Source organism: Asticcacaulis sp. P2_B1, assembly GCF_056404915.1.
In genome coordinates this window covers 750,923-777,906 of record NZ_JBFUDD010000002.1, presented here as the reverse complement: position 1 = coordinate 777,906, position 26,984 = coordinate 750,923, and the positions used below count along the sequence as shown (strand labels likewise).

General features: G+C 61.4%; 27 protein-coding genes. 22 read left to right on the top strand and 5 right to left on the bottom strand.

Annotation, left to right across the window (positions count from 1 at the left end; translation table 11 throughout):
- Positions 1 to 9: 9 nt before the first annotated feature.
- On the bottom strand, positions 10 to 2,040 hold the full coding sequence (locus tag AC1DX3_RS07910; RefSeq protein WP_476988708.1) for a potassium transporter Kup: 2,031 nt from the start codon (positions 2,038 to 2,040) through the stop codon (positions 10 to 12).
- A gap of 158 nt (positions 2,041 to 2,198) precedes the next feature.
- Here AC1DX3_RS07910 and AC1DX3_RS07905 point away from each other — a divergent pair, with 158 nt between their 5' ends.
- From AC1DX3_RS07905 to AC1DX3_RS07885, 5 genes are all read left to right on the top strand, one after another.
- Positions 2,199 to 2,645, top strand: coding sequence for an Rrf2 family transcriptional regulator (locus AC1DX3_RS07905; RefSeq protein WP_476988707.1), 447 nt, complete (start codon positions 2,199 to 2,201; stop codon positions 2,643 to 2,645).
- 67 nt (positions 2,646 to 2,712) lie between these two features.
- Positions 2,713 to 3,510, top strand: a complete 798-nt coding sequence (locus AC1DX3_RS07900; RefSeq protein ID WP_476988706.1) for an SDR family NAD(P)-dependent oxidoreductase — start codon at positions 2,713 to 2,715, stop codon at positions 3,508 to 3,510.
- Positions 3,511 to 3,676: 166 nt separating this feature from the next.
- Positions 3,677 to 5,593: a PAS domain-containing sensor histidine kinase gene (locus AC1DX3_RS07895; protein ID WP_476988705.1), complete on the top strand. Its 1,917-nt coding sequence runs from the start codon at positions 3,677 to 3,679 to the stop codon at positions 5,591 to 5,593.
- 2 nt (positions 5,594 to 5,595) lie between these two features.
- Entirely contained in the window at positions 5,596 to 6,060 is a 465-nt protein-coding gene (locus tag AC1DX3_RS07890; RefSeq protein WP_476988704.1) for a response regulator, read from the top strand.
- Positions 6,057 to 7,214, top strand: coding sequence for a sensor histidine kinase (locus AC1DX3_RS07885; protein WP_476988703.1), 1,158 nt, complete (start codon positions 6,057 to 6,059; stop codon positions 7,212 to 7,214). The genes AC1DX3_RS07890 and AC1DX3_RS07885 overlap by 4 nt, the downstream gene beginning before the upstream one ends.
- Positions 7,215 to 7,267: 53 nt before the next feature.
- Here the strand turns inward: AC1DX3_RS07885 and AC1DX3_RS07880 are convergent, their stop codons facing one another.
- Together AC1DX3_RS07880 and AC1DX3_RS07875 are read right to left on the bottom strand one after the other, a co-directional pair.
- Positions 7,268 to 7,792 (bottom strand): response regulator, encoded by a 525-nt coding sequence (locus AC1DX3_RS07880; RefSeq protein ID WP_476988702.1) that lies wholly within the window; start codon positions 7,790 to 7,792, stop codon positions 7,268 to 7,270.
- Between the two features lie 220 nt (positions 7,793 to 8,012).
- Complete coding sequence (locus AC1DX3_RS07875) at positions 8,013 to 8,744, bottom strand: MarC family protein (protein WP_476988701.1); 732 nt, start codon at positions 8,742 to 8,744, stop codon at positions 8,013 to 8,015.
- A 108-nt stretch (positions 8,745 to 8,852) separates the two neighbouring features.
- Here AC1DX3_RS07875 and pyrF point away from each other — a divergent pair, with 108 nt between their 5' ends.
- Positions 8,853 to 9,542, top strand: coding sequence for an orotidine-5'-phosphate decarboxylase (gene pyrF, locus AC1DX3_RS07870; protein ID WP_476988960.1), 690 nt, complete (start codon positions 8,853 to 8,855; stop codon positions 9,540 to 9,542).
- 71 nt (positions 9,543 to 9,613) lie between these two features.
- Here pyrF and AC1DX3_RS07865 read toward each other — a convergent pair whose 3' ends face one another.
- A complete protein-coding gene (locus tag AC1DX3_RS07865) occupies positions 9,614 to 9,817 on the bottom strand; it encodes a DUF1674 domain-containing protein (protein WP_476988700.1) in 204 nt (67 codons plus the stop codon).
- Between the two features lie 81 nt (positions 9,818 to 9,898).
- On the opposite strand from AC1DX3_RS07865, the gene htpX reads away from it, so the two are divergent.
- From htpX to purH, 7 genes are all read left to right on the top strand, one after another.
- Positions 9,899 to 10,816: a zinc metalloprotease HtpX gene (gene htpX / locus AC1DX3_RS07860; RefSeq protein WP_476988699.1), complete on the top strand. Its 918-nt coding sequence runs from the start codon at positions 9,899 to 9,901 to the stop codon at positions 10,814 to 10,816.
- A 77-nt stretch (positions 10,817 to 10,893) separates the two neighbouring features.
- Complete coding sequence (locus AC1DX3_RS07855) at positions 10,894 to 12,321, top strand: RsmB/NOP family class I SAM-dependent RNA methyltransferase (protein ID WP_476988698.1); 1,428 nt, start codon at positions 10,894 to 10,896, stop codon at positions 12,319 to 12,321.
- Positions 12,322 to 12,373: 52 nt separating this feature from the next.
- Positions 12,374 to 13,045, top strand: a complete 672-nt coding sequence (rpe, locus tag AC1DX3_RS07850) for a ribulose-phosphate 3-epimerase (protein ID WP_476988697.1) — start codon at positions 12,374 to 12,376, stop codon at positions 13,043 to 13,045.
- Positions 13,046 to 13,050: 5 nt separating this feature from the next.
- The gene (locus tag AC1DX3_RS07845; RefSeq protein WP_476988696.1) at positions 13,051 to 14,796 is read left to right on the top strand and encodes a heparinase II/III family protein; all 1,746 of its coding nucleotides are present in this window, start codon (positions 13,051 to 13,053) and stop codon (positions 14,794 to 14,796) included.
- A 109-nt stretch (positions 14,797 to 14,905) separates the two neighbouring features.
- A complete protein-coding gene (locus AC1DX3_RS07840) occupies positions 14,906 to 15,280 on the top strand; it encodes a glycine zipper 2TM domain-containing protein (RefSeq protein ID WP_476988695.1) in 375 nt (124 codons plus the stop codon).
- Positions 15,281 to 15,480: 200 nt separating this feature from the next.
- Positions 15,481 to 15,906: a glycine zipper 2TM domain-containing protein gene (locus AC1DX3_RS07835; protein ID WP_476988694.1), complete on the top strand. Its 426-nt coding sequence runs from the start codon at positions 15,481 to 15,483 to the stop codon at positions 15,904 to 15,906.
- A 110-nt stretch (positions 15,907 to 16,016) separates the two neighbouring features.
- Positions 16,017 to 17,621 carry a bifunctional phosphoribosylaminoimidazolecarboxamide formyltransferase/IMP cyclohydrolase gene (purH, locus tag AC1DX3_RS07830; protein ID WP_476988693.1) on the top strand — a complete coding sequence of 535 codons (1,605 nt, stop codon included), beginning with the start codon at positions 16,017 to 16,019 and terminating at the stop codon, positions 17,619 to 17,621.
- A 129-nt stretch (positions 17,622 to 17,750) separates the two neighbouring features.
- Here the strand turns inward: purH and AC1DX3_RS07825 are convergent, their stop codons facing one another.
- Positions 17,751 to 18,257, bottom strand: a complete 507-nt coding sequence (locus AC1DX3_RS07825; RefSeq protein WP_476988692.1) for a pyridoxamine 5'-phosphate oxidase family protein — start codon at positions 18,255 to 18,257, stop codon at positions 17,751 to 17,753.
- A gap of 457 nt (positions 18,258 to 18,714) precedes the next feature.
- Between AC1DX3_RS07825 and AC1DX3_RS07820 the strand changes: the two genes are divergently transcribed.
- Genes AC1DX3_RS07820 through AC1DX3_RS07780 form a run of 9 tightly spaced genes read left to right on the top strand, consistent with a single transcriptional unit; the run spans position 18,715 to position 26,966 of the window.
- Complete coding sequence (locus tag AC1DX3_RS07820; protein ID WP_476988691.1) at positions 18,715 to 19,350, top strand: sulfite exporter TauE/SafE family protein; 636 nt, start codon at positions 18,715 to 18,717, stop codon at positions 19,348 to 19,350.
- Positions 19,351 to 19,372: 22 nt separating this feature from the next.
- Complete coding sequence (gene ccoN, locus AC1DX3_RS07815) at positions 19,373 to 20,854, top strand: cytochrome-c oxidase, cbb3-type subunit I (protein ID WP_476988690.1); 1,482 nt, start codon at positions 19,373 to 19,375, stop codon at positions 20,852 to 20,854.
- 9 nt (positions 20,855 to 20,863) lie between these two features.
- Positions 20,864 to 21,628, top strand: a complete 765-nt coding sequence (gene ccoO, locus AC1DX3_RS07810; protein ID WP_476988689.1) for a cytochrome-c oxidase, cbb3-type subunit II — start codon at positions 20,864 to 20,866, stop codon at positions 21,626 to 21,628.
- Complete coding sequence (locus AC1DX3_RS07805; RefSeq protein ID WP_476988688.1) at positions 21,625 to 21,780, top strand: cbb3-type cytochrome c oxidase subunit 3; 156 nt, start codon at positions 21,625 to 21,627, stop codon at positions 21,778 to 21,780. Before ccoO ends, AC1DX3_RS07805 begins: the two co-directional genes overlap by 4 nt.
- Positions 21,773 to 22,693 carry a cytochrome-c oxidase, cbb3-type subunit III gene (gene ccoP / locus AC1DX3_RS07800; protein WP_476988687.1) on the top strand — a complete coding sequence of 307 codons (921 nt, stop codon included), beginning with the start codon at positions 21,773 to 21,775 and terminating at the stop codon, positions 22,691 to 22,693. The genes AC1DX3_RS07805 and ccoP overlap by 8 nt, the downstream gene beginning before the upstream one ends.
- Positions 22,665 to 24,128, top strand: a complete 1,464-nt coding sequence (gene ccoG, locus AC1DX3_RS07795; RefSeq protein WP_476988686.1) for a cytochrome c oxidase accessory protein CcoG — start codon at positions 22,665 to 22,667, stop codon at positions 24,126 to 24,128. The genes ccoP and ccoG overlap by 29 nt, the downstream gene beginning before the upstream one ends.
- Positions 24,103 to 24,606: a FixH family protein gene (locus tag AC1DX3_RS07790; RefSeq protein WP_476988685.1), complete on the top strand. Its 504-nt coding sequence runs from the start codon at positions 24,103 to 24,105 to the stop codon at positions 24,604 to 24,606. The genes ccoG and AC1DX3_RS07790 overlap by 26 nt, the downstream gene beginning before the upstream one ends.
- Before the next feature lie 6 nt (positions 24,607 to 24,612).
- Positions 24,613 to 24,792: a cbb3-type cytochrome oxidase assembly protein CcoS gene (gene ccoS / locus AC1DX3_RS07785; protein WP_476988684.1), complete on the top strand. Its 180-nt coding sequence runs from the start codon at positions 24,613 to 24,615 to the stop codon at positions 24,790 to 24,792.
- Positions 24,789 to 26,966: a heavy metal translocating P-type ATPase gene (locus AC1DX3_RS07780; protein WP_476988683.1), complete on the top strand. Its 2,178-nt coding sequence runs from the start codon at positions 24,789 to 24,791 to the stop codon at positions 26,964 to 26,966. Before ccoS ends, AC1DX3_RS07780 begins: the two co-directional genes overlap by 4 nt.
- The last annotated feature ends 18 nt before the right edge of the window (positions 26,967 to 26,984 follow it).

Sequence of the window (26,984 nt, the reverse complement as noted above, 5' to 3'; positions counted from 1 at the left end):
TTCTTGAGATTAAACGGTGACTTGCGTGCCCAGTTCCACCACACGTCCCGGCGGGATATGGAAGAACTCGGTCGGATTGGCGGCGTTTTTCATCAGGAAGATAAACAGCTTGTCCTGCCACAGCGGCATGCCGGAATTGGCCGAGGGCACGACGCTGCGTTTGCCGACGAAGAAGCTGGTCGCCATGATGTCGAACTTGAGACCGAGCTTGCGGCAGAGACCCAGGGCACGGGGCAGGTTCGGGCTTTCCATAAAGCCGTAGAGCAGGGTGACCTTTTTGAAGTCGTCATTGAGGACTTCGATCGAGACGCGGCTGTCTTCGGAGACGCGCGGTGTACCGACCGTCTTGACCGTCAGGATAATGTTCTTCTCATGCAAAACCTTGTTGTGCTTGAGGTTGTGCATCAGGGCCACCGGCGCCGATTCAGCGTCCGAGGTTAGAAAGATGGCCGTGCCGGCGACGCGGTGCGGCGGCCGCTTTTTCAGCATGTCGACCAGGTCGAGCAGGGCGACGCTGTCGCGTTTCGACTTGTCGGACAGGGTGCGCGAACCGGTCGCCCAGGTCAGCATGATCATGATCAGCACGCCGGCCAGCATGAGGGGTAGCCAGGCGCCTTGCGGGATCTTGAGCAGGTTCGAGGTGAAGAAGACGAGGTCGAGGCAGCCCAACGGCACGACGAGCGCCCAGGCCTGCCAGCGCTTCCATTTCCACACGTGGCGCAGGAAGACATAGGCGAGCAGGGTGTCGACCAGCATGGCGCCGGTGACGGCGATGCCGTACATCGAGGTCAGGCGATCGGTCGAGCGGAAGGCGAAGAGCAGGATGAGGACGCCGACCATCAGCATGGTGTTGATCTGCGGTACGAAGATCTGACCGGCCTGAGTCTCGGAGGTCCGTTTGATGTCGATGCGCGGCAGGAGGCCCAGCTGAACGGCCTGCTGGGTGATCGAGAAGGCGCCGGTGATGACGGCCTGGCTGGCGATGACGGTGGCCATGGTGGCCAGGAAGAAGACCGGCCAATAAGCGTATTCCGGCACCATCCGCCAGAACGGGTTCTCCCGCGCCGACGGGTCGGCCAGAGTCAGGGCGCCTTGGCCGAGATAGTTGAGCGTCAGGCACGGCAGGACGAAGAACAGCCACGCACGCTGGATCGGTTTCTTGCCGAAGTGACCCATGTCGGCATAGAGGGCCTCGGCGCCGGTAACGGCCAAAAAGACGCTGCCCAGGATGACGAAACCCATCAAGCCATTGGCGAACAGGAAGGTGATGCCGTATTGCGGCATCAGCGACACCAGGATTTCAGGCCTGTCGAAGATATGCAGGAGACCGAGCCCGCCCAGGGTGAGGAACCACAAAACCGTGAGCGGGCCAAAAAAACGCGCGACCTTGGCCGTGCCTTTCGATTGCACCATGAACAGGGCGATCAGGATGATGGCCGATATGGGCACGATGAGATGGTGCACCTTGCCGCCGAATCCAGGCGCGTCCTTCAGGCCTTCGACGGCGCCGAGGACCGAAACGGCCGGGGTGATGATGCCGTCGCCGTAAAACAGGGCGGCGCCGCAGATGCCGAGGAAAAACACGGTCGGCGAATATTTGCCGAGGGCCTTTTGCGTCAGGGCCATCAGGGCGAGCGTGCCGCCTTCACCCTTATTGTCGGCCTTCATCAGGAAGATGACATATTTCACCGTCACGACCATGATCAGCGCCCAGAAGACAAGCGAGATCACGCCCTTGACGGCGAGGTCGGCGCTGGTGCCTTCGCGGGTGTGGAACAGGGCTTCGCGCATGGCGTACAACGGGCTGGTACCGATATCGCCGAAGACGACGCCGATCGAACCGATGGCCAGGGCCCAGAAGCCTTCGGAGCCGTGACCATGACTGTCGACCGAATCGGTCGGATGGTGCGGCGCCTTGTTGGCCTTGTCAGGCTTGGCGAAATGGTCTGTGGAAGCGGCGCTTGCTTGCTCCGGTGCGCTGCCGGATACGGCTGAGTCCGGCGGGGAGGCCGTAGGCTCAGCAGGGTTGTCCCCAATCATTCATACTCTCCTGAGGGCCGATGACACACAGTCTCTTGATGTCCCTCGCTTGAACGTGGCGCTCTTACGCCTATTTAAGGACACATTCAATGGGTTGGTTGAGCGGGTGCACAATTCCGCTAGTGTGGCTATCCGAAATATCGTAATCTCATAGTCCAATGTCCGACAGTCAAAGATTTCCCGTTGCCGCGCACACGCTGGCCTACCTGGCCCACCGCAACGCCTATTCGCGAGAACAGGCGGTGTCCAGCTCCGTGCTGGCGGCCTCGATCCCGACCAATCCGGTGGTCATCCGCCGTATGACGACGCAACTGGCCAAGGCCGGCTTGCTGGCGACGTGCTCGGGTGTGGCGGGCGGTGCGTGGTTGCTGAAAAGGCCGGAACATATCCGGTTGGATGAGGTATTGCGCGCGGTCAATGGCTGCGCCCATTTGGGCAGCGCACCGGTCGGCGCCAAGGGCTGTCCGATCAGCCAGGCCATACCCAAGGCGGTCAATGAGGCCATGGCGCTGGCCAATGCGGCGGCATCGCAGAGCCTGTCGATGATCACCGTGGCGGACTTGTTGAAACATACGCATGACCTGCCGGTCGAGGCCGTGGCTTAATCTGCTTGCAATTTTGCGTGCGGTCGTGTTTCGCTCTGACGTGATTTTTTAGTTAGAGGTCAATGCTTTGACACGCCGTCTCGTCCTGATTACCGGAGCTTCCTCGGGGATTGGCCTGGCCTTTGCGCGGGCCTATGCGTCGCACGGCTGGGACGTCGTGGTGACAGCGCGGCGCCAGGACCGGCTGGATAAGCTGGTCGAGGAAATCCGCCTGCGTTTCGGCGTCGAAGCCCATGCCATTGCCGCGGATCTCAGCGATCCCTCAGCGCCGGAAGCCCTACAATCCGGTATCCTCGCCCTGGGCCGGACGGTCGACGGCCTGGTCAATAATGCCGGTTACGGCCAGCCCGGCGGCTTCCTCGGCAGCACCTGGGAGCAGCACCGCGCCTTCATGCAGGTGATGATGCTGGCGCCGACCGAACTGATTCATCGCTTTTTGCCGACGATGAAGGAACAGAAGTTCGGCCGTATCGTCAATGTCGCCTCGGTCGCCGGTTTTCTGCCGGCCTCGCCGGGGGACACGTTGTACGGCCCGATCAAGACCTATCTGACGCGTTTTTCACAGGGCCTGCATCTCGAAGTCCGCGACCATGGCGTCCATGTCAGCGCCCTGTGCCCCGGCTGGACCTATTCGGAATTTCACGATGTCGTCGGCACGCGCTCGAAACTGAGTCAGGCCATCCCGGAGTGGGCGTGGATGGGCGCCGACGAAGTGGCGCGCGAAGGCTTTGTCGCCGCTGAGGCCAACCGCGCGACCTGCGTGCCGGGGGCGCCGAACAAGGCGATCGCATCGCTGTTGAAAGTGTTGCCGGACGATTGGGTGATGGAGTTTGCTTCCGGCCAATTGCAGAAGATTCATCGCTAAGCCTTTTGGCAAGACGGTGATTCGATATCACGGGTGGAAGCAGGCCGCTGCTTTAATTTCTCAACAGCTATTGATTGTCCTTTCACAACCATTCAGGGCAGGATACAGTGTTGCTTAAAGTACAGGCGTACCCAGTCCCCGTCATACGGTTCAAGTCAGAAACGCCATGGATTCCGCGATTTTCAACGATCTGACGCGAGACGACTCGCTGCTGCAAATCGTTCTTCAGACCGTGCTCGACGGCATGATCATTATCGACAGCTGCGGGACCATCCAGAGCTTCAATCAAGCGGCCGTGGAGATTTTCGGTTACGGCGCCGAAGAGGTGATCGGCCAAAACGTCAAAATCCTTATGCCCGAACCCTATCACGGCGGGCACGACGGCTATTTGCACCACTTTTTGACGACCGGCGAAAAGAAGGTCATCGGTATCGGCCGCGAGGTGTCGGGCCGGCGCAGAGACGGCAGCGTTTTCCCGATGGAACTTGGCGTCAATGAAATGCGCATCGGTGAAAACCGCCTGTTCGTCGGCACGATCCGCGACATCAGCACGCGCAAGGCGGCCGAGACGCAAATATTGGACAAGACCAAAGCGTTGGTGGAGGTGGAATCCTTGCACCGCATGTTGATGGAGGGGGTCGCGGACTACGCCATTGTCCACCTCGATCCCGAAGGCCGGATCACCACCTGGAACCTGGGGTCGCAGAAGCTCAAGGGTTATACGGCCGAGGAGATCGTCGGGCAGAATTTTTCGGTTTTTTACACCCAGGCGGACATCGATCTTGGCGCTCCGCAACAGGCCCTGGACAAGGCCCGCGCCGAGGGCAAGTTCGAAGAAGAATGCCGGAGGGTGCGTAAGGACGGCAGCCTGTTCTGGGCCGGTATCGTGATCGATCCCGTGCGCAACGAGCGGGGCGACCTGACCGGTTTCGTCAAGGTGACGCGCGATATCACGCAACGCAAGGCGGCGGAAGACAATCTGCGCGCCGAAGCCGCCCGCCTCCAGGCCGTCATGAACACCGTGCTGGACGGCCTGGTGACGATCGACAGCCGGGGTATCGTCCGCAGCTTCAATCCCTCCTCGGTGCGGATTTTCGGCTACCAGCCTGACGAGGTCATCGGCCAGAACGTCAAGATGCTGATGCCCGAGCCCTATCATGGCGGGCATGACGGCTATCTCAGCCATTACCAGACGACCGGCGAGAAAAAAGTGATCGGCATCGGGCGCGAGGTCGCGGCGCGGCGCAAGAACGGCAGCGTCTTTCCGATGGAGTTGGGGGTCAACGAAATGTGGGCGGACGGCGAGCGCATGTTCGTCGGCACCATTCGCGACATATCCGAGCGCAAGGACGCGGAGGCGGCGATTCACACCTATGTCGAAAAGCTCAAACGCAGCAACCAGGAGCTGGACGACTTCGCCTATATCGCCTCGCACGACCTGAAAGAGCCGATCCGCGGTTTGAGCAACAACGCCATGTTTTTGCAGGAGGATTATGGCCACAGCATAGAGGACGGCGGCAGGCGCCGACTGAACCGCATGGTCTATCTGTGCCGGCGCATGGAAGCCCTGGTCGACGATCTGCTGTATTTCTCGCGGCTCGGCCGCCAGGACCTGGCCATCCAAAGAACCGATCTCAACGCCATGATCCGTGACATCGAGCTGATGATGGACATTACCCTGCAAGAGCAAAACGCGCTCATCGTCGTACCGAAACCGTTGCCGGTTATCACCTGCGATGTGCCGCGGGTCACCGAGGTGTTTCGCAACCTCATTACCAATGCCGTCAAATATAACGACAAGCCGCAAAAGCGCATCGAGATCGGCGTGAACGATTCGCAGCCCCAGCATCCGGTTTTTTATGTCAAGGATAACGGAATCGGCATCGAGCCGCGTTTTTATGACGACATCTTTCGTATCTTCAAACGCTTGAATGAAGAAGATGATACCGCCCGGGGCACCGGCGTCGGACTGACCTTCGTCAAGAAGATCGTCGAACGCCATGGCGGACGGATATGGCTCGACTCCGAACCATCGAACGGCACCACCTTTTACTTTACCCTGCAAGCTTCGGGAGGATCCTAGACATGCCGGCCATACCCGTCATTTTGCTCGTGGAAGACAATGAGGACGACTACGAAGCGACGATCCGCAGCTTCAAGAAAAACCATTTCCTGAATCCGGTGCGGTGGTGCAAGTCCGGCCGCGAGGCCCTGGATTACCTGAATAGTGAAGGACCTTATGCCGTGGAAGGCAGTGCGCCGAAGCCCGACCTCATCCTGCTCGATCTCAACATGCCGGGTATCGACGGCCGTCAGGTCCTCAGCCACATAAAAGGCGATGCCACTCTCAAACCGATTCCGGTCGTCGTCCTGACGACGTCGTCCGATGCCAAGGATGTCGAACAGTGCTATAACCTCGGCGCCAGCACCTATATCCAGAAGCCGGTCAGTTTCGAGGGCTTGACCGAAGCCATCCGGACGATGAAAGACTATTGGTTCGGTGTGGCGATACTGCCCAATCATGACAAGGGAAATGACAGACCGTCATGACACATGCCAACCAAACACGGGCCAGTGCCGTGCCGTCTGTCGCCGATTCGCCGATCGTGCTGCTTGTCGACGACAGTCCCGATGATCGCGAACGCTATGTCCGTGCCCTGAAAAAGATCGAAGACGTAGAATACCGGTACCTGGAAGCCGCCGGCGGCGATTCCATGCTGGAATGCCTGGCGACGGTACGGCCGGACTGCGTCTTGCTCGACTATTCCCTGCCGGGGCGAAACGGACTGGATCTGCTGCGGCAACTGGTTCCGCAATTTCCTTATCTGCCGATCATCATGATGACGGGTCAGGGTAATGAAAACATCGCCGTGCAATCCATCAAGTCGGGCGCCCAGCATTATCTGGTCAAGTCGGAGATCACGCCCGAACTGCTGCATGAAACCATCGTGGCCGCGATCAAGCACAGCGCCATGGCGCATGACCGCGAGCTGCTGGTGCGAAAACTGGCGAACACCAATACGGAGCTGGAACGCTTCGCCTATGTGGCTTCACACGATCTGCAGGAGCCGATCCGCACGGTCGTCAGCTTCAGCAAGATTCTGTCGGACGAATATGGCGAGCTCCTGGACGACGCCGGCAAGGAATATCTCTGCGTCGTCCTCAATTCCAGCGCGCGCATGCACGATATGGTTGCCGATCTGTTGACCTATACGCGAACGGAAGATAGCGGCGGCAACCTTGTCTTTTTCGACGGCGCCCTGGTCCTCAGCAGCGCGCTCGACAATTTACGCGAGCTGATCCGCGAGCAAAAGGCGGAAATCACTTTCGACGCCTTGCCGACGTTTTACGGCAGCCCGGTACAATTGATCCGTCTTCTGCAGAACCTGATCACCAATGCCATCAAGTACCAGCCCCCGGGCAATATCCCCCGCGTGCATATCGGCGTCATCGACCAGCCGGACAGGTGGTGCCTGACGGTCAAGGACAATGGGCTGGGCATTGACGAGAAATATAGGGCGCAGATTTTCCAACCCTTCCGCCGCCTGCATGTTTGGGAAAACATCACCGGCACCGGACTGGGCCTGTCGATTTGCAAGAAGATTGCCGAAAACCACAGCGGCGACATCACCGTGACCTCAAAGGAGGGGGAGGGCAGCACGTTTTACACGACGCTTGCCAAACCCTCGAATGTCGCGAATTAAAGCGCATCCTGCGTTCAATTTGTCAGCCAAATTAACCGCTGACGGCTTTGGCCTTAATGCGAACCTTCTATCGCCATGAGCCGTGTGGTGTCCGTTTCGTCGTAAAGATCGAGGGTCGGCAGCAGGTCCAGAACCTTGCGCAGGCGATCGAGCGAGGGCGGCTTCAGGATATATCCGACGGCCCCGAGAAGCCTTGATTGAACGCGGTCGGCCTCATAGGCGGAGCCGGTGCACATGACAACGGGGGTCGCCCGCAGGCGCGGATGGTTGCGGATGTCCTCCAGCAGGACGAAGCCGCCGTCGCCGGGCATGTTGATATCGAGCAGGATGAGGTCGATTTTCCGATGGGCTTCGTCCGCCTCGATAAGAATCTTCAGGCCCTCACGGCTTGACCGCGCGACGCTGAGTTCGCAGCCGACACCGACCTGGCCGAGAAGATAGTGCTGCGCCAGCAGGATGTCGCTACGCGAATCGTCCACCAACAGAACGCGTGCGGGTCGTAGCGCGTAACAATTGGCCGGTATGGCGTTGCAACCGGCGTCGTTCAGCCGCGGTTCGGACGTAGCGAAATTTCCCATCCACACCTCCCTTATTTTTCTTCCCCTGCCGTGGTCATCACAAAGGTCTTGGCCGGCAGGCCTATAGGTGACGGGCGTATTTTTAGTTTCGCTCGCCAGCTTCGAAAGGGGCAAGCGTTTGGCATAGTTAGCACCACAACCCTAAGAGGTTGGTGTTAATATATCATTAATATTTCTTAAAGCAGAATTCCGCAGTGGTCGCGCCGCGCTCCGGATCCGTTCAGCGATGGTGCGTCGTTGTGGTATAGGGATGCGCGGCGCTGGGCAGGATGAGATTGTGGGTGATCTCGCTGACCGAGGAAATAATGATTTGGACACTGAGCGCGCACAGGATCAGGCCCAGGACCCGGACCACCACAACCATGCCGACCCGGCCGAAGACGCGCGAAATCGTGTTGGACAAGAGAAGCGTCACCAGAACCGCGGCGGCGGTGGTGAAGATGGCGGCGACGCCGAGCGCCAGGCCGGACAGGCCCAGTTTCTGCGCTATGTCTGCCTGGATGATGACGGTCGAGATGGTGCCCGGCCCGACCATCAGCGGAAAGGCGAACGGCACGACCAGCTTTTCGAACGACTTCTTGGCGCTTTCGCGGTGACCGAGCGGTTGCACGCCGGTGGCGGGATCGCCGCCCGACTTGACCTCTTCGGCGTGGCTGAAGGTCTCGAGGAAATCGCCGCGCGCCATGTCGAGGCCCATCAGGAACAGCAAGAGGCCGCCGGCGATACGGAAGGCATCCATCGAAATACCGAAGAATTTCAGGATATTGAGGCCAGCGAAGAAGAACAGCGTCAGGATGATGGCGGTGAAGATGGCGATATAGATGCTGAGCAAGCGCCGGGCCGTCGGCGATTGGCTTTGGGTCGCTGCCGCGAAGATCGGCACATTGCCGATCGGGTCGATCAAGGCAAAAAGCGTGATGAAGAAGTTGACGTAGAACTCAACCAGGCTCATGAGACGGTCTCAGCATTCAAATCAGGGATTTCAGGGGGCCGCGCGCCCTCATAGCAAATCACGCCTGCCCATAACAGAAGAAAGCGACGACCGACCATGAGCCATCTGCTGCCTGCCGACCCGCGTGTGATCGTCGCCCTGGATGAGCCCGATGTCGATTCGGCGCGGCGGTTGATCGCGACACTCGGTGACAGCGTGTCCTTCTACAAGATCGGCCTGACGCTTTTGGCCCAGGGCGGGTTGGCTCTCTGCGAAGAGCTATCGGCGGCCGGCAAGTCGGTCTTCCAGGACTGGAAGCTGCACGATATCGGCGCCCAGGTGGAAGGCGCAGCGAAAGCGGTGTCGAACGGCGCCTGCGACTTGCTGACCGTGCATGCCGAGCCGCAGGTAATGAAGGCGGCGATCGCCGGCCGTGTGCGCGAGAACTGCAAGATTATTGGCGTGACAGTGATGACCAGCCTGACCCAGGACGATCTCGATGCCATGGGCTATGGAATGCAGCTCAGCGACCTGATCCTGCGCCGGGTCGATCAGGCGGTCGAATGCGGCATGGACGGGGTGGTGGCCAGCCCGCTGGAAGCCGAGATGATCCGGGCGCGCGTGCCGGCGGAATTCCTGATCGTGACGCCGGGCGTGCGGCCGGTCGGCGCCGACATCAACGACCAGCAACGCATTGCCACGCCTCAGGACGCTATTCTGAACGGCGCTTCTCATGTTGTGGTCGGCCGGCCGATCACCCGCGCCGCCGATCCCGTCGCCGCGACGCAAAGCATTTTGGCCGCCCTGCACAACGCGTAACATGCGTTTGTTAGCGTGAACCGGCGTCCGAGAGCGTCAGTATCGGGTCCAGGGTGCTTGCACCCTGGTGGCTAAAAGTCGACGGCGATGCCCTTGCGTTCCCAATCGCCGTAGCGTGTCGGCTCCGGGCCCGGCGGGCCGCCTTCCTCGATGGTTTTGGCGGCTTCGGCTTCCGCCAGATTACGGCGTTCGGCGGCTTCGGCCAGGGCGCGCTGGGCGGCGGGGGTCAGAACCTTTTTCGGTTCCAGGCTGCTGAGATCACTGGAAGATGACATTTGTGTAATCGCCTTGCGGGCAAAGGACGGGGTTTCCATATCTAGGCTCTGTTTGATGTTTCCTCAAGGAGCTTAAGTAAGATGAACCCGTTGAAGACCTGGTTGCTGCTGGCCGGCCTGACCGCTCTGTTCGGCGTGATCGGCATGATGCTGGGCGGGCCGACGGGCATGCTGATCGCACTGGGCATCGCCGTCGCGATGAATGTTTTCGCCTATTATAATTCCGACAAGGCGGTCTTGCGTATGTATCAGGCGCAGGAAGTTGGGCCAGACTCCGGCAATGCCTTGCTGCGCAACTATTACAGCGATATCGAGATGCTGAGCCGCCGCGCCGGCCTGCCCATGCCGGCGGTCTATGTCATCGACAGCGACCAGCCCAATGCCTTCGCCACCGGCCGCAATCCGCAGCACGCGGCCGTGGCCGCGACGACCGGACTGTTGCAGATGCTGAGCCGCGAGGAGATCCGCAGCGTCATGGCGCACGAGCTGGGCCACGTCAAGAACCACGACACCCTGACCATGACCATCACGGCCACCCTGGCCGGCGCCATTTCCAGCCTGGCCAATATGGCGATGTGGTTCGGCGGCGGGTCGCGCGACGACGAAGAGGGCGGAAACAACTTCCTGGTTGTCATTCTGATGGCGATTTTGGCGCCGTTCGCCGCCATGATCGTGCAGATGGCTATTTCGCGCGCCCGCGAATACGAAGCCGACCGGATGGGCAGCGAGATATCGGGCGATCCGGAAGCCCTGGCCGGCGCTTTGAAAAAGATCGAAGCCTATAGCCAGGGCCGCATCAATTACGGCGCCGAACGCAATCCGGCGACCGCTCACATGTTCATCATCAACCCGTTGAGCGGCCGGGGCATGGACAATCTGTTCTCGACCCACCCGGCGACGGAGAACCGCGTCAACGCCTTGATCGCTCTGGCCATGGAGATGAAGCGCCGTGACTCGGGCGCCGGCACGACGGCCACAGGACTGCCCACGGTACGTTAACGGAAAAAGCGTTTACGCGCAGGCCCTTTACGCCTATGAGGTGCCCCTTACCCAGCATCTTATGAAAGGCCTGCCCCATGGCCCCGTCCGCCCCGCCGAAAAAACCGTCCTTCCAGCGTAAGCTGGTCAAGCGCCCGACTGGCAAATATGCCCTGAAGCCGAAGCCGGCGCAGAATATCGTCAGGCACGACCCGCCGACGGTGAATACCGACGACGACGGCGATATCGGCATGAATGCCCGCATCGCCGCCATGGCCCTGATCGACGCCGCTTTGACCAAGCGTACCGGTTTCGACGAGGCGGTGACGCGCGGTGAGTTTCTGGCGCTGTCCGAAGGCGAACGCAGTTTCGCCCGCGCCATGGCCCTACTGGTCCTGCGGCGGCTGGGGCAGCTCGACTATATCATCGAAAAGAAGACGCAAAAGGCGCCGTCGGCCGCAGTGTGCGACCTGTTGCGCATCGGCCTGGTCCAGATCGGCTTCATGCAGGTGCCGGACTTTGCGGCCGTCTCGACCACGGTCAAGCTGGCCGAGCGCGCTTCCAATACCCGTCCATTCAAGGGCCTGATCAATGCCATCCTGCGCGGTGTCATTCGTGAAGGTGGCCTGAAGCCGCCGGTGGCTTCGCGCCTGGCGCCCGACTGGCTGTTCCAGCGCTGGGTGCAGGCCTATGGTCAGAATAACGCCGAGGGCATCGCCATGATGCTGACCGAAGAACCGGCGACCGATCTCAGTTTCAAGACCGCCGACGACATGGCGAAACATCAGGAAGCCCTGCAAGGCACGCCGCTTGGTGGCCTGTCCATGCGCTCGGGCCTGCGCGGCAACCTGACCGAATGGGCCGGCTATGACGACGGCGTGTGGTGGGTGCAGGATGCCTCGGCCTCGATCGCCGTCAATCTCTTGGGCGACCTGACCGGAAAGACCGCCATCGATCTGTGCGCCGCGCCGGGCGGCAAGACTTTGCAATTGCTTGGCAAGGGCGCGAGCGTGGTGGCGCTAGATCGTTCCAAGAATCGCCTGAAACGCGTCGAGGAAAACCTGCAACGCACGCATTATGAAGCCGAACTGGCCATGGGCGAGGCCGAAAGCTTCGAAGACACCCGCCAGTTCGACGTTGTCCTGTTGGATGCGCCTTGCACCTCGACCGGCACCTTCCGCCGTCAGCCTGATGTGCTGTGGGCGACCAAGCCTGCGGATATCGCCAAGCTGGCCGACGTCCAGCACCGCCTGCTCGATTCCGCTGCCGATCGCGTCAAACCGGGTGGCGACCTGGTCTATTGCGTCTGCTCTCTGGAACGTGAAGAGGGTGAGAGCCAGATCATCGCCTTCCTGCGCCGGCATAAGGATTTCGTCGTCAAAAAGCCGGAATCGGACGCCATCACAGCGCTCGGCCTGGTGCCCGAGACCCTGCGCCCGGAAGGTTGGCTGCGCCTCTTGCCGCATCAACGGCCGGGCGGTCAGGACGGCTTTTTTGTCGCGCATCTGACCCGGCAAGCTGATTGACCTGATTTTCCAACCGCCTTAAGCACATAACTCCCTCTCCCGGCGAATCTACATGACTCAAAACGCTCCGCTCATCTGTCCGTCCATCCTGGCCTCCGACTTTGCGTCCCTGGGCGCCGAGGTCAAGGCGATCACCGAGGCCGGCGCCGACTGGGTGCATATCGACGTCATGGACGGCCATTTCGTGCCCAATATCACCATCGGGCCGGACGTGGTGAAGGCGTTGCGCCCGCACACCCACCTGCCGTTCGACTGCCACCTGATGATCTCGCCGGTCGATTCCTTCCTCGAAGCCTTCCGCAATGCCGGCGCCGACCTGATCAGCGTCCATCCGGAAGCCGGCGCTCACCTACACCGCACGCTCAAATATATTCGCCAGCTGGGCGCCAAGGCCGGTGTCGTCTTCAACCCGGCGACGCCGCTGGAGATCCTCGACTGGGTCATGGACGATGTCGACCTGATCCTGATCATGAGCGTCAATCCAGGCTTCGGCGGGCAAAGCTTTATCGACAGTCAATTGCGCAAGATCGAAGCCGTGCGCAAGCGCCTCGACGCCGCGGGCCATCCGGCCATTTTGCAGGTCGACGGTGGTGTCAACGCGCAGAATGCCGCGGCTTGCGTCGCCGCCGGCGCCACGGCCCTCGTCGCCGGCACCGCGGTATTCAAGGGTGGGCCCTCTGCCTATGCCGCCAATATCAAGGCCCTGAAGGGCGAGGGCGCATAAAGCTGATGCTGGCTTACGAGTCGTCCAGTCCTATTGCCGAATTGTCGACGGTCAAGACGCCGTGGGCCAAGGTGGTGGGCGTATGGCTGCGCAAACAGATCGGCGCCGAGGTCTTCGGCATGCCGGGTTATCGCTTTACCCTGAAAGGCCGCACACCCGACGGTTTCCTAGCGGCGCCCCACGAAAGCCGGCCGGCCTTTCCATTGATGGGTAAGGCCATCCTGGCCGGGCGTTTCTCGATGGCCGGCGGCCGCATCAGCGTCCAGGGCAGCGGCGATCCATGGAATCGGCCGTCGCCGACGCGGGCCTTCGCTGTCGAACTGCACCGCTTTGCCTGGCTGGGCTCGCTGATGACCCAGGGCGATGACGGTGCACGCGAGGCGATGCGGCTGTTTTTGCTATGGCACAAGACCTTCCGCAGCTGGACGCCGTTTACCTGGGGYGAAGAGGTCCTGCCGCGCCGGCTGATCAATCTGTCGCTGTTTGCCCGTCGTCTGTCGGCCGTGGCGACGCCGGATGAGGTCATCGTTCTGTCGCAATCCCTGGCCGAACAGGGGCGACATCTGCTGCGGCTGAACCAGAACATGGCCTGGCAGGCCAATAAGGCCGTGGCCCTGATGACGCTCGGCTGCGTCCTGTCCGGCCGCGTCGGCGACGGTTTCCGCCGCACGGGTTTGAAACTGTTGCCCAAGGCGCTGAAGCGCGCCGTCCTGGCCGACGGTTCGCACGCCTCGCGCAGTGTCGAACAGGGCCTGGACCTGCTGTACGATCTCTTGCTGATCGAGGATGGCCTGGCGCAGCGCAGTCTGCCGGTACCCGACTATATCCAGCAGCATATCGACCGCCTGACGCGCTTCGTGCGCACCCTGTCGCATCCGGACGGCAGCCTGTGCGCCTTTCAGGGCGCGGAATCGATCGCCGCCGAGCATATCGAGCCGGCCCTGGTCCATGACGACAACCGCGCCACGCCGGTCAGCCTGCCCAATGTGTTGGAACAGGGCCGTTTCCAGCGCCTGCTCGGCCGTTCTTTGAGCGTCTTTGTCGATACCGGCGAGGCCAAGGCCGGCGCCTTCGGCTCGGCGGCCTGCGATCATCCCATGGCGTTCGAAGTCTCGGGCGGCCGCGACAAGCTGATCGTGCTGCCTGGCTGGTCGCCGGCGCAATCGGATCGCCAGGAATTCCGCATCGTCGGCGCCGCCAACAGCCTGACTATCGGCGAGACGGCGATCTTGAGCCCCGTTACCGGCCGTTTTGGCGAATTGCTCAACTTTACCCTGGAAGGCCTGCGTTATCGCGTGCGCAACCGCCGCGTCGATGCCGAGGAATCCGGCACCCTGCTCGAGATGGAGCACGAAGGCTGGCGGCCGAAGTTCGGTCTCAAGCATGAACGCCGGCTCTATGTCGACGCCCTGCGTGACGAACTGCGCGGCGAGGAACGGCTGACGCCGATGGAGGCGCGTCAGGGCGCCCAGGCTCAGGCCCTGCCGGTGGCGGCGCCGTTCACCGTGCGCTTCCTGTTGCATCCCGAGGTCCAGGCCTCGATGGCGCGCGACAAGAAGAGTGTCCTGCTGCGCGGGCCCGGCGGGCGGGGATGGTGGTTACGTCACGACGCCAAGGAGGTCGCCTTGGAAGCCGGGGCGGTGTTCGAAAAGGGTGTGGCGCGCAAGGCGACGGTGATTGCCCTGCGCGGAGTATGCCGGCTGGATGCGCCGACGCGGGTGCGGTGGAAATTGTCCCCGGCGGAATCATAAAATTGCGTTCCGGTAATTTATTCTGCCGCAACAAAGCCAAACTGTATCCTTATTTCCCGTGCAATAGAGTGCGCGCCAGCACACGAAGTACAAAATAAGGAATTTAGTCATGTCGCATATAGCTCGTAATACCGCCCTCGCCCTCGCCGGTTTGGGCCTGATCGCTACTTCGGTTGTCGTACCGTCGGTTGCCGGAGCCTATTCGGTGGAATGCAAATATATCCAGAAGCGCGACAGCAAGACCGGTACGGTCATCGGCGCGGTCGCCGGCGGCGCCATCGGCGGTTCGCTGGCCAATACCCACAACAAGGGCCTGGGTACGGTCGTGGGCGCTGTTGTCGGCGGTGTCGTCGGCTCCAAGGTCGGCAAGAACCACGGCAAGAAGGAATGCATGAAGGCCATCGCCTATCGTGAAGAAACCCACTACCGCAAAATGTCGAACGGCCGCTATGAAAAGGTCGTTTACAAGTACGTTCGTGAGTAAATTCTCGCCCACAATATTTGAGAGAAGCCCTGTTTTTACAGGGCTTTTTTTATGCGAAAACGGTCCCGCGAAAAAAAGTGCAGTCTGAACGAGCATGAACGCGGTGCTCAAATCCCGTTCAGGTTCAGGGGGTTATAACTGTCCTCATGATCGGCAACGGGATGTTCCTTAAAGCCGGCAAAACATGAAGGATTGAAGTTATGAAAAACGTTATCAAAACCACCATCGCTGCTGTCGCCACCACCGGCATGTTGCTGGGTGCCACCATCGTCCCGACCACCGCTTCGGCGCAATCGTCCTATGTCTGTGAGACTGAAAAGTCGAACGACGCCAAGACCGGCATGATCCTGGGCGCTATCGCCGGCGGCGCCATCGGCGGTTCGGTCGCCAACACCCACAACAAGGGCCTGGGCACGGTTGCCGGCGCTGTCCTGGGTGGCTTCTTCGGCAACAAGATCGGCCACAACCACGGCAAGGCGACCTGCAACAAGATCGAAGCCGCCGCGCAAGAGCAATATGGTCATTACGACTATCGTTCGGGCCGCACGACCCATCGCTATTCCGACAGCCGCTATGGCAATGGTTATGCCTACAGCAATAGCAACCAATATGGCCGTCGTTACTAAGTCGTGACGCGCCACTCAAAATAACCCCGCCGCAAACCCTGCGGCGGGGTTTTCTTATGGCGACCCGTGGTGTAAACGCAGCCGACTCCTCCCAACACATGGATAGCTTTATGCCCGCCGCGCCCGATTTTCCGCCCGCCGCCGATCTCGTCATCCCGAAACGCGCCCTGATCTCGCTGTCCGATAAGGCGGGCCTGATCGAAGCCGCCACGGCGTTGCACCAGGCCGGGGTCGAGCTGCTGTCGACCGGCGGGACGCGCGCCGCCATCGAAAAGGCCGGCATCCCGGTCAAGGACGTCGCCGACATCACCGGCTTCCCCGAAATGATGGACGGCCGGGTCAAGACCCTGCACCCCAAGGTCCACGGCGCCCTGCTGGCCTATCGCGACGCTCCCGAACACGCCCAGGCGCTGAAGGACCACGATATCACGCCGATCGATATCGTGTGGATCGATCTCTATCCGTTCGAATCGACGGTCGCCGCCGGTGGCGCCTTCGAAGCGGCCATCGAAAATATCGACATTGGCGGGCCGGCCATGATCCGCTCCTCGGCCAAGAACCACCCCTATGTCAGCATCTGCGTCGACAAGGCCGGCATGGACGAGGTCCTGGCGGCCATTGCCGAGGCCGGCGCCACCTCGATGGCCCTGCGCAAATCCCTGGCAGCCAAGGCCTTTGCCCGCACCGCCTCTTACGACGCCGCCGTCTCGACCTGGTTCGCCGGGCAACTGGGCGACGCCTATCCGGCGCGCAAGACCATCGGCGCCACCCGCTTGCAGACCATGCGCTACGGCGAAAACCCGCACCAGTCGGCGGCCTTCTACAAGACCGGCGAGGACCGTCCCGGCGTCGCCACCGCCAAGCAGCTGCAAGGCAAAGAACTGAGCTATAACAATGTCGCCGATACCGATGCGGCGATCGAGCTGGTCAGCGAATTCGACGCCCCGGCCTGCGTTATCGTCAAGCACGCCAATCCGTGTGGCGTTGCCGTCGGTGGTGACCTGATCGAAGCCTATCGCCGCGCTTTGGAATGCGATCCGGTGTCGGCCTTCGGTGGCATCGTCGCCCTTAACCGCCGCCTCGACCGCACCACGGCGGAAAAGATCGTCGAGATCTTCACCGAAGTCGTGGTCGCGCCTTCGGTCGACGATGACGTCGCCGAGGTCTTCGCCGCCAAGAAAAACCTGCGCCTGCTGGTGACCGGTTCGCTGCCCGACCCGCTCTCCGGCGGTCAGGTCTTCCGCTCGGTGGCCGGCGGCATGTTGGTGCAGTCGCGCGATACGTCACGTATCACCGCTGCCGACCTCAAGGTGGTCACGAAGCGCCAGCCGACCCCGACGGAAATCGAAGACATGCTGTTCGCCTTCACGGTCGCCAAGCACGTCAAGTCGAACGCCATCGTCTACGCCAAGGACGGCCGCACCGCCGGTATCGGCGCCGGCCAGATGAACCGCCGCGATTCGGCGCGCATCGCGGCGCTGCGCGCCAAGGAAGCCGCCGAGGGCCTGGGCCTGACGGAGTCGCTGGCCAAGGGTTCGGCCTGCGCCTCGGAAGCGTTTTTCCCGTTCCCCGACGGTCTGCTGGAAGCGGCGGCCGCGGGCGCCACGGCTGTGATCCAGCCGGGCGGTTCCATCGGCGACAAGGCGGTCATCGACGCCGCCGACGCCGCCGGCCTGGCGATGGTGTTTACCAGCGTGCGCGTCTTCCGCCACTGATTCTGACGGGTCTTTTTGCCCCCGGGTGCGTTGGCTTCGCTAACGTGTATAAGCATACACGTGTCGCTCGCCGCCTGCCCGGATGACAAAAATTCCTCGCCAGAATTCCGGCGTGAAGTAAGGCAGGGATCAGTGTTGCATTTGCGCGGTACCGGACTTGCCGATATCGGGTGTGCTGCCGGTGACCAGCGCCTTGATGTAGCTGACGCCGCGGACTAGGGCATTGGGCGCCTCCCAGAACTCGGCGCGTTCGGCATCGAAGCGCAGCAGGGTCAGGTTCGGATCGTCCTTGCCTTCGGGGAACCAGACCTTGGCCATGTCGTTCCACAGCTCGTCGATCTTGGCGCGGTCGTCGGTCAGGGTCGCCTTGCCCGATACCGAGACGAAATTCATCGACTTCGGGTCCGAGTACGACAGCAAGGCCTCATGGCTCTCACTGACCTCATCGGCTTTGCGCGAATCCTTACCGGTGAAGAACCATAGCGTACCGTCGAATTCGTCGGTTTGCAAAGCCATCATCGGCCGTGAATGGGCTTCGTGCGTGTCCTGATCCCACGTCGCCATCATGGCGACCCGTGTGTCCTTGATCAGCGACCAGATTTTGTTGCGGGCGTCTTCGCCGTGCAGAGTTTCCATGGAATAGTCTCCTTTCGTGAGCGGAGACTATGGTCTCGGGTCCGGTAAGGAAGCGATGGGTCCATGTCGGTCATAACGTAAATGCCCGGTCGAAACGCCTAAAACCACAAGAAAGTTAAGGACTTAAGCCCTCCAAAACATGCTTTCAGGCACAAATAAAGTACCAGATAACGGCCTGTATTCATGCGGCAAAGTGTCGCCAAAATCGCCCAATCGGCCCGTTGCCAACATTCTTCGGGCCCGAAATTGATCTAAATCAAGTACAACTTTGACCATTGATGTTCTTTCCACACGCTAGAAGGCCCATGCTTTCGGCGTGCGACAGTATTGCACACTCCATTTTCTAAAATGGAATTGTAAAGCGGCTTTATGGATAGATTACGTCGTATACATGGTTGGCAGCAGTTGGTTAGAGCAATGCGGCACGATAGCTATCGGTTCTTTACCGTTGTTGCTGGTGCTTTTTCTTGCCGGATTGACGGGCGGCGTCACCCATTGCGTGACCATGTGCGGGGTTTTCGTACTGGGACAACAGGGCAGCGTGACCGGGCCGGGCATCCTGCGGCGCCTGCTGCTGCCCTACCACCTCGGCCGTATAACCACCTATGTGGCGTTGGGCGTCGTGGCGGGTTTCGGCTTTCATTTTCTCACCGACTGGCCGGGCTTTACCGTCATTCGCAAGCTGATGCTGGCCCTGGTCGCCATGATTTTTCTGACCACCCTCGCCGGACGTCTGATGGCGCGCTTCGGCCTGAGCCTACCGTTCGCCCTGGCTCCGAAAGTGACCTGCGGCTTGCCGGCGCGCCTGGGCAAGGCCCGCAACGCCTGGCAGCGCTACGGCCTCGGTCTGTCGCTCGGGCTCCTGCCGTGCGGCATGGTGATGGCCGGTCTGATGGCCGTGGCGACGACCGGTTCGCCCCTGATCGGCGGCCTTGGCATGGCGCTGTTCGGCCTGGGCACGGCGCCCGGCCTGATGGGTTTCGGACTTTTAAGCGACCGGCTGCTGCGCGGCCTGCCACGTCTCCAGGACTGGCTGACCGTGGCGGCTCTGGGCGTCAATGGCGTGCTGCTACTGGGCCTGGCGCTCGGATGACAAGATTTTCGGAGGTATAAGAATGGATACGACCCTGTCCGCCGTCGCGGCAGACATACCGCGGCCCGTTACGGCGGCCGCCCCGCGCTACGACGAAGAGGTGATCAAGTATTTCACCATCGCGTCGATGTTCTGGGCGATCGCCGGCTTTGCCGTCGGTCTGTTGCTGGCTTTACAACTGGCGTTTCCGGCGCTGAATCTCGAGCCCTATCTCAACTTCGGCCGGTTGCGCCCGCTGCATACCTCGGCGGTCATTTTCGCGTTCGGCGGCAATATCCTGTTCGCCACGTCCTACCATGTCGTCCAGCGCACCTGTCATACCAAGCTGTTCAGCGTGAAGATGGCGTGGTTCCACTTCTGGGGCTATCAGGCCTTTATCCTGATGGCGGGGTTGGGCTATCTGTTCGGTGTCACCCAGGGCAAGGAATATGCCGAGCCGGAGTGGTATGCCGACCTGTGGCTGACCATTGTCTGGGTCGTCTACCTCATCAACTTCCTGATGACCCTGACGATGCGCAAGGAAAAGCACATCTATGTCGCCAACTGGTTTTTCCTCAGCTTCATCGTCACCATCGCCATCCTGCACCTGGTCAACGGCGTGTCCCTGCCGGTGTCCCTGGTCGACGTCAAAAGTTATTCGGTGTGGGGCGGCGTCCAGTCGGCCCTGATCCAGTGGTGGTACGGCCATAATGCCGTCGGCTTCTTCCTGACCGCCGGTTTCCTCGGCATGATGTACTATTACATCCCCAAGCAGGCCGGGCGCCCGGTCTATTCGTACCGCCTGTCGATCATCCACTTCTGGTCGCTGATCTTCATCTATATCTGGGCGGGTCCCCATCACCTCCTCTACACCTCGCTGCCCGACTGGGCGCAGACTCTCGGCATGACCTTCTCGATCATGTTGTGGATGCCGTCATGGGGCGGGATGATCAACGGCATGATGACCCTGTCGGGCGCCTGGCACAAATTGCGCGACGATCCGATCCTGCAGTTCATGATCATCGCCTTGAGTTTTTACGGCATGTCGACCTTCGAAGGGCCGTTGATGTCGATCAAGACGGTCAACTCCCTGTCGCACTACACCAACTGGACCGTCGGCCACGTTCACGCCGGGGCGCTCGGCTGGGTCGCCTACATCTCGTTCGGCGCCATCTATTACCTGGTGCCGCACCTGTGGAAGAAGGCCGGCATGTTCTCGACCAAGCTGATCAGCCTGCATCTGTGGGTCTCTACCGTCGGCATCGTCGTCTACATCACCTCGATGTGGGTCGCCGGCATCATGCAGGGCCTGATGTGGCGCGCCTACGACAAGATGGGTTTCCTGACCTACTCCTTTGTCGAAGTCGTCCAGGCTATGCACCCCTACTACATCTTCCGCGCCGTCGGCGGCGCCCTGTTCCTGATCGGTGCGCTGATCATGGTCTACAACATCTGGCGCACCATCAAACTGCCGGACGCGGCGCCGAAACCCGCTGAGATGCCGGTCCTGGCCGCGGCGGAATAGGAGAGCGAAATGTTGGAAAGTCACAAGAAACTTGAGCGCAACTCCATCCTGCTGCTGGTCTTCGCGGTGATCGCCGTGTCGGTCGGCGGTATTGTCGAGATCGTGCCTTTGTTCCGCATGCAGACCACGATCGAGCCGGTCAAGGGCGTGCGCCCGTTGACGCCGCTCGAACTGTCGGGCCAGGACATCTATATCCGCGAAGGCTGCAATGTCTGTCACTCGCAACAGATCCGTCCGTTGCGTGATGAAGTCCAGCGCTACGGCCATTATTCGCTGGCGGCCGAAAGCATGTACGACCACCCCTTCGTCTGGGGGTCGGAGCGTACCGGCCCCGACCTGGCGCGTGTCGGCGGCAAATATTCCAACGCCTGGCATGTCGAGCACCTCAGCGATCCGCGCAACGTCGTGCCGGAATCGATCATGCCGCGCTACGACTTCCTGGCGCGCAAGGCACTCAATACGACCGACCTGGCGCAAAAACTCTCAGCCCTGAAAACCCTGGGCGTGCCCTATAGCGACGACGATATCGCCAATGCCACGATCGACGTCCAGATCCAGACCCTGCCCGATGAAGATGCCAGCGGGCTGCAAAAGCGCTATGGCCCCAAGGTGATCCCCCAAGCCTTCGGCGGCGAACCGGGAACGCCCAGCGAGATGGACGCCCTGGTCGCCTATCTCCAGCAATTGGGCACCCAGGTCGACTTCGCCACCTACGACCCCGATTATGAGCTCCATCGCGAAACGGCGGCCAAGGCCGGGGCGGGTGCGAAATGAATATCGGCCAAACCGAAGTCGGCTTGATCGTGCTGGTCGCCTTCACGGTCAGCTTCCTCGCCATCTGTGTCTGGGCGCTGTGGCCATCCAACCGCAGCCGCATGATCGCCTACGGGCAAATCCCCCTCGAAGAGGACAAGGACAATGACTAAGAAAAAAGACACTAAAGGCGCTGGCAAGGGCTCTGGCGACGTCGACGCCGTCAGTGGCATCGAAACCACCGGTCACGAATGGGACGGCCTGAAGGAACTCGACAACCCGGCGCCCCGCTGGTGGCTGATCGTCTGGCTGGTCACCATCGTCTTCGCCGTCGGTTACTGGGTCGTCTATCCCGCCTGGCCGACGCTTGGCGGTCACACCAAGGGTGCGTTCGGCTGGACGCAATATACCAAGCTGAAAGCCGAACAGAAGGAAATCGACGCCCGTCAGGGCGCCTATCTCGCCAAGTTCCACACCATGAGCTTCGATCAACTCAAGACCGACCCGGCGGAGTATGAATTCGCCCGCGCCGGCGGTGCCGTGGTGTTCAAGGAGAACTGCGCCGCCTGTCACGGCGGCGGTGGCGAGGGTCGGCTCTACACCAAATCGGGCGGCGGCTATCCCAACCTGAACGACGACGATTGGCTGTTCGGCGGTTCGCTCGACACCATCTATCACACCATCCAGGTCGGTTCGCGTTCGACCGACGCGGACACCCACGCCACCTTGATGCCCGCCTTCGGCAATGGCCTGTTGAAGTCGGACGAAATCGACGATGTCGCGACCTATGTCCTGCAGATGTCGCACGGCGAGCCAGCCAATCCGAGCGCCGCCTGGACGCGGGGCGCGGCCCTGTTCGCCACCAACTGCGCCTCCTGTCACGGTGCGGCGGGCGAAGGCAGTACGGATCTCGGCGCGCCGAAACTGAACGACGCCATCTGGCTCTACGGCGGTGACAAGGCGACGGTCATCGATACCATTACCCATGCCCGCGCCGGCGTTATGCCGACCTGGAAATATCGTCTCAGCGAGGATAACCAGCGCATGGTCGCCGTCTATGTCCACAGCCTCGGTGGGGGACAGTAGCCGCGTGCCCCAGTTGTTCGAAAAGGCGGAGAAGATCTATCCACGCCGGGTTGCGGGCCTTTTCCGCAACCTGAAATGGCTGGCCATGATCGTCCTGCTGGGTATCTATTACGGGGCGCCGTGGTTGCGTTACGACCGTGGCCCCCACGTGACGGATCAGGCCATCTTCATCGACCTGGTCGGTCAGCGCGGCTATTTCTTCGGCATCGAAATCTGGCCGCAGGAAGTCTATTTGCTGGTCGGCGTTCTGATCCTGGCCGCCATCGGCCTGTTCTTCGCCACCTCTTTGCTGGGCCGCGTGTGGTGTGGCTATGCCTGTCCGCAAACTGTCTGGACCGACCTGTTCATCTGGGTCGAGCGTTTCACTCAGGGCGATCGCAACGCCCGAAAGCGGCTCGACGAGGCGCCGTGGAACCTCGAGAAGGTGTGGAAGAAGGGCCTGACCCATGCTGTCTGGCTGGTCATCGGTCTGGTCACCGGCGGCGCCTGGGTCTTCTATTTCAATGATGCGCCATCGCTGCTCGACGACCTCATTCACGGCACGGCCGGCACCCTCGTCGTGGTGTGGATTATCGCCCTGACCCTGTCGACCTATTTCATGGCAGGCTTCGCGCGCGAAAACATCTGCGCCTATGTTTGTCCCTATGCCCGCTTTCAATCAGCCATGTTCGACAAGGATACCCTGATCATCTCCTATGCCGCCGAACGCGGCGAGCCGCGCGGCAAACACAAGCAGGGCACCAGTTGGGAAGGCCGCGGTCACTGTATCGATTGCAGCGCCTGCGTCGTCGTCTGTCCGATGGGCATCGACATCCGCGACGGCCTGCAATCCGACTGTATTTCTTGCGGCCTGTGCATCGATGCCTGCAACGATGTCATGGAAAAGATCATGTTGCCGCGCGGGCTGATCCATTACGATACCGAAAACAACCAGCAGGCCCGCATGGCCCAGATCGCTTCGGGCGTACCCGGCACGCGCGGCAAGATGAAGTGGATTCGTCCCCGGACCGTCGCCTACGCCATGATCCTGTCCTTTGTCGGGTCGCTGATGCTGGGTGCTGTCCTGTTGCGCACGGAGACCGAACTCAGTGTCATCCACAGCCGCTCCCCGCTCTATGTCCGGCTGTCGAACGGCGACATCCGCAACAATTATCAGCTGAAAGTGCTCAACAAGACGCACTTCGACCGCAGCTATGTTTTCACCGTTTCCGGCCTTCAGCCCAAAAATGTCGCCTTGCTGGCGGCCGGCGACGCACCGGTCCGCACCCTCAGCGTTCCGGCCAACAGCGTCGGCGAATTCCGTGTCCAAATGACCGCCGCCGCCGGCGGTCCTGCGCGCCTGCCCGTCACCTTCCAACTCCAGGATTCTGCGACAAGCCAGGATCCTGCTGCACAAAAGACAGCTCACCATGTCAGTTACTTCCTCAAACCTTGACGCCGATCAGGCCGCCATCGATCGTCACCGCGGCCGTTTCGTGCCGTGGATCATTGCGGCCTTTTACCTGACCTTCATGTCGGCGCTGATCGGCTTCGTCTTCATCGCCTACGCGCACCCGCCGTCGGAAGTGACGTCGGAAGCCTACGAAAAGGGCCTGGCCTATAATGACACCCTGGCCAAGTCGGCGGCCCAGCAGGCGCTTGGCTGGACATCGACGATCGCTTACAGCCACGGCCGGGTGACCCTTGCCTTGCAGGATCGCCAACACAAACCCATCACCCAGGCCCGGGCCAGGGCATGGTTCGTCCATCCCGACAACCACGCACTGGATCGCAGTTTCGATCTGCAAGCCGATGGCAAGGGCGTCTATTCGGCGGCCGCGGCCCTGCCCGACACCGGACAATGGACGGTTCACGTCACCGCGGCGTTTGGCACGGACGAGTACCAATCCCTCAGCACCGTCACGGTCGAGTAGACCGCTATGGAAATCCTTCTTTTCCTTATTCCTCTGGCCTTTGTCCTCGGCCTGGCCAGCCTGGCCGGCTTCATGTGGGCACTCAATGCCGGCCAGTTCGAGGATCTGGAAGGCCATGCCAGCCGGATTCTCCAGCCCGACGAAGACGACGCGGCCGAGGTGAAGCCCGGAAAGGTCGAGCTATGAGCGCGGCCGTCGATTTCAGCTGTTTTGCCCGTGAGGAAAAGGATCGCCTGTCGCTCTATATGCAGGTCGACGGCATGACCTGCGCCGCCTGCGCCTTCTCCATTGAGCAAAGCCTGCAGGCCCACGACGGGGTCGAGGCGCGCGTCAATTTCTCGACCCAGAGACTGCGTATCAGCTGGCCGCGCACCCTGCCGAAAGAGGCGGCCAACGATTTCGCCCAGGAGGTCGAAGCGCTGGGCTTTCATGTCGCGCCGTTCGATCACGACAGCCGGCTGCGTGCGGCAAAGGCCGCCGAACGATCCTTATTGTCGTGCCTGGCCGTCGCCGGTTTCGCCACCGGCAATATCATGTTGTTTTCCCAGGCCCTGTGGTTTTCGCCGGCGGGCTCATTGGAAGGCGCGACGCGTGACCTGATGCACTGGGTCATGGCGCTGATCGCGCTGCCGGCGACCATCTATTGCGGCCGGCCCTTTTTTTACTCGGCCTGGAATGCGCTGCGCCACGGCCGCACCAATATGGACGTGCCGATCTCGCTCGCGGTCGTCCTGGCCAACGGGCTTTCGCTGTTCGAGACCGTGCGCCACGGTCACTATGTCTATTTCGACGCTTCGGTCATGCTGCTGTTCTTCCTGCTGATCGGCCGTTTTCTCGATCTGAAGGCGCGCGGCAAGGCGCGCGAGGCGGCCGAAGGCCTGCTGGCCATGCTGGACGGCACGGCTCAGGTCCTGCGGGACGGAGTGACGACATCGGTCCGCATTCGCGACCTGGCGCCCGGCCAGATCCTGATCGCGGCGGCGGGAGAAAAGATCGCCGCCGACGGGGTGGTGACCGCCGGTACGTCCGAGATCGATACGCAACTGGTCACCGGCGAAACCCTGCCGCGCATCGTCGCACCGGGCGATCGCGTCTATGCCGGCATGATCAACCAGACAGCGCCAATCCAGGTGGCGATCACGGCGACGGCGGACAACAGCCTGTTGTCCGAGATTGTCAGCCTGATGGAAAGGGCCGGACAGTCGCAGAGTGCCTATGTCCGTTTCGCCGATCGCGTGGCGCGGCTCTATGCGCCGGTAGTTCACACCCTGGCCCTGTCGACCTTCATCGGCTGGCTGGTCTATGGTCATTTTCATGGCGGCATCGTTTGGGAAGACGCCTTGCTGAAAGCCATGGCCGTGCTGATCATCACCTGTCCGTGCGCCCTGGGGCTGGCGGTGCCGGTCGTTCATGTCGTTGCCTCGGCGCGATTGTTTGCCCGCGGTATCCTTCTGAAATCGGGCGGTGCGCTCGAAGCCTTAGCCGGAATCGATACCGTCGTGTTCGACAAGACGGGCACCCTCACCGAAGGCCGTCCGCGCTGGTGTAACAGCCATGTTCTGACCGGCGACAACCGCATCCTGGCCGTCGCCATGGCCATGCATAGCCGCCACCCCCTGTCCCAGGCCGTGGCCCGTGAAGGCCATGCCGGGGCCCTGCCGGCCTTGTCGGTCGAGGACCATCCGGGTCATGGGCTGTCGACCCTATGTGACGGCGAGACCGTGCGTCTGGGGAAGGCCGCCTGGGTCGGCATTCCGGACAGCGGCGGCGATGAGATGGACCTGTGGTTCCGGCGCGGCGAAGGCCCGGCTATCCGGCTGGTTTTCGAAGACGCGGTTCGTGGCGATGGGGCCGAAGTCGTGGCGGCCCTGCACCAACGCGGCCTGCGCGTCTGTATGTTGTCCGGCGACCGGCCCGCGGTGGCCGAACGCCAGGCGGGACAACTCGATATCGCCTTCGTTCGTTCCGGTTTGGGGCCGGTCGAAAAGGTCGAGGTGCTTGAAGCCATGCGTGCCGAAGGCCGGAAGGTGCTGATGGTCGGTGACGGCCTGAACGACGCCGCGGCCCTGAGCGCCGCCTGGGTATCGATGTCGCCGGCCAGCGCGATCGACATCACCCAAAACGCCGCCGGCCTGGTCTATCGCGGCGAGGGCCTGATGCCGGTCCTGACAGCCTACAATATCTCTGTGCGGACACGAAGGCTGGTGCGGCAAAATTTCGCCCTGTCCCTGGCCTATAACGCCATCGCAATTCCGGCCGCCGTCCTCGGCCTGGTGACGCCGCTGGTCGCCGCCCTGGCCATGTCGGGATCGTCGCTGATCGTGGTGCTCAACGGCCTGAGATTGAAGTCGGAAAAGTAAAACGCCGCCCTGCTATGA